Raw genomic sequence first — 1,978 nt, forward strand, 5'->3', positions numbered from 1 at the left:
CGTCCATCAGGAGAATGTCGGCATCGTTGGTGAGTGCGCGGGCAAGGCCGACGCGCTGCTGCATGCCGCCCGAAAGCTGGTTCGGATAGTGGTTCTCGAAGCCCTTGAGGCCGACGCGCTCGATCCAGCCGCGGGCGCGCTTTTCGCTCTCCTTGCGTTCGACGCCCTGGATTTCGAGGCCGTAGACCGTGTTGTCGAGCACGGTGCGGTGCGGCAGCAGCGCGAACTTCTGGAACACCATCGCCGTCTTGTGGCGGCGGAATTCCCTAAGGTCGTTGTCGTTCATCTTGCAGACGTCGACGCCGTCATAGAGAACTTCGCCCGCGGTGGGGTCGATCAGCCGGTTGATGTGGCGGATCAGCGTCGACTTGCCGGAGCCCGAGAGACCCATGACCACCATGACGCCGCCGGGCGGCATGGAGATGTTGATATCCTGCAGGCCTAGCACGTGACCGTGCTTCTCGTTGAGATCGGCCTTGCCCAGGCCTTTCTTGACCGCGTCGACGAAGTCGCCGCCGCGGGGGCCGAAGATCTTGTAGAGGTTCTTCACCTCGATCGCGTGACTAGCCATGGATAACCTCCGAGTGCTTTTGCAGCCGCTTGCCGAAGGCCTGGCTGGTACGGTCGAAAATGATGGCGATACCGACAAGGGCAAAGCCGTTGAGGAAGCCGACGGTGAAGAACTGGTTGGCGATCGCCTGCAGCACGTTCTTGCCGAGGCCGCCGACACCGATCATCGAAGCCACGACCACCATCGCCAGCGACATCATGATCGTCTGGTTGATGCCGGCCATGATGGTCGGCAGGGCCAGCGGCATCTGCACGTTCTTCAGTTTCTGCCATCCGGATGAGCCAAAGGCGTCGGCCGCTTCCAGCACTTCCTTGTCGACGAGGCGAATGCCGAGATTGGTGAGCCGGATCATCGGCGGCACCGCATAGATGACCACGGCGATGAGCCCCGGCACCTTGCCGATGCCGAAGACCATGACGACGGGGATCAGATAGACGAAACTCGGCATCGTCTGCATGACGTCGAGGGCCGGGTTGACGAAGGCCTGCACCCGGTCCGAGCGCGCCATCAGGATGCCGATCGGAATGCCGATCAGGATCGATATCAGCGTGCAGACGGTGACCATCGCAAGCGTGATCATCGTGTCGTTCCAAAGCCCGACAAGGCCGATGAAAATCATCGACATTGCTGTTCCAATGGTGATCGCGATGTTGCGGCTGCCGAAATAGACGACCGCGATCATGAGTGCCAGGATCACGATCCAGGGCGAACCGACGAACAGGCTTTCGAGATAGTTCAGAAACCATTGAAGCGGTTGCACCACCGTGTCGATGGCGTTGCCGTAGGATCGGACGAAGCCCTTGAAACCGTCGTCGACGGTCTTGCGTGCCAGGCGGATCGTGCTCTCGTCAATGGCAGGGAACTTGCAAAGCAAAGCTGGCAAGACACTGCAGATGGATGCCATATGTTTCCCCTTCTTGGCCGGAAGTCTTTTGTTGCGCCGGTCGCATCCCGGCGTCGATCTCCATCGATGCCTGCGCAACACTTCGGGTGGCCTCTTTGGGCCCGGCGTTTAAACTGTGTCAGCGAAATGTGGCGTCCGCTTTACTGTTTGCGACGCGGACGGCCACGCTTCGCCGCCTCTGGAACGACGCGCGCTCAAACGGAACCCGCAAGAACGCTGCATTGTTCCTGTTCCGATTGATTCCACCGGAACGGGCAGGCGGCCGTCTCGGCCGGCGCGCCTGCCTTTGTCTTGTGTCAGAGCGCTGCCTTGACCTTTTCGGCCACTTCCGGGCTCACCCACTGCGTCCACATGTCCGGGAACTCGGCGAGGAAGTGCTTGGCAGCATCCTCGTTTGTGCCCTGGTTCTGGTCCATCCAGGCGAGAACCTTGTTGACGGTGCCGTTGTCCCACTTGCGCGCCTTGACGTAGTCCATGGCGACGCTTGCCTTGTCGGCGAATGA

At 60.7% G+C, this 1,978-nt stretch carries 3 protein-coding genes; all 3 read right to left on the reverse strand.

The features are described from left to right. Positions 1–571 (reverse strand): ATP-binding cassette domain-containing protein (locus tag I8N66_RS37215; protein WP_291165558.1); only part of this gene is annotated, 571 nt, incomplete at its 3' end. Further along, positions 564–1,475 (reverse strand): proline/glycine betaine ABC transporter permease, encoded by a 912-nt coding sequence (locus I8N66_RS37220; RefSeq protein WP_113539323.1) that lies wholly within the window; start codon positions 1,473–1,475, stop codon positions 564–566. The genes I8N66_RS37215 and I8N66_RS37220, both read right to left, overlap by 8 nt. A 296-nt stretch (positions 1,476–1,771) precedes the next feature. Beyond that, positions 1,772–1,978, reverse strand: a 207-nt coding sequence (locus I8N66_RS37225; RefSeq protein WP_291165561.1) for a glycine betaine ABC transporter substrate-binding protein, incomplete at its 5' end; no start/stop codon positions are given.

Origin of the sequence: Ensifer sp. SSB1, from assembly GCF_016652895.1 — a bacterium.
In the GTDB taxonomy this organism is placed as follows: domain Bacteria; phylum Pseudomonadota; class Alphaproteobacteria; order Rhizobiales; family Rhizobiaceae; genus Ensifer.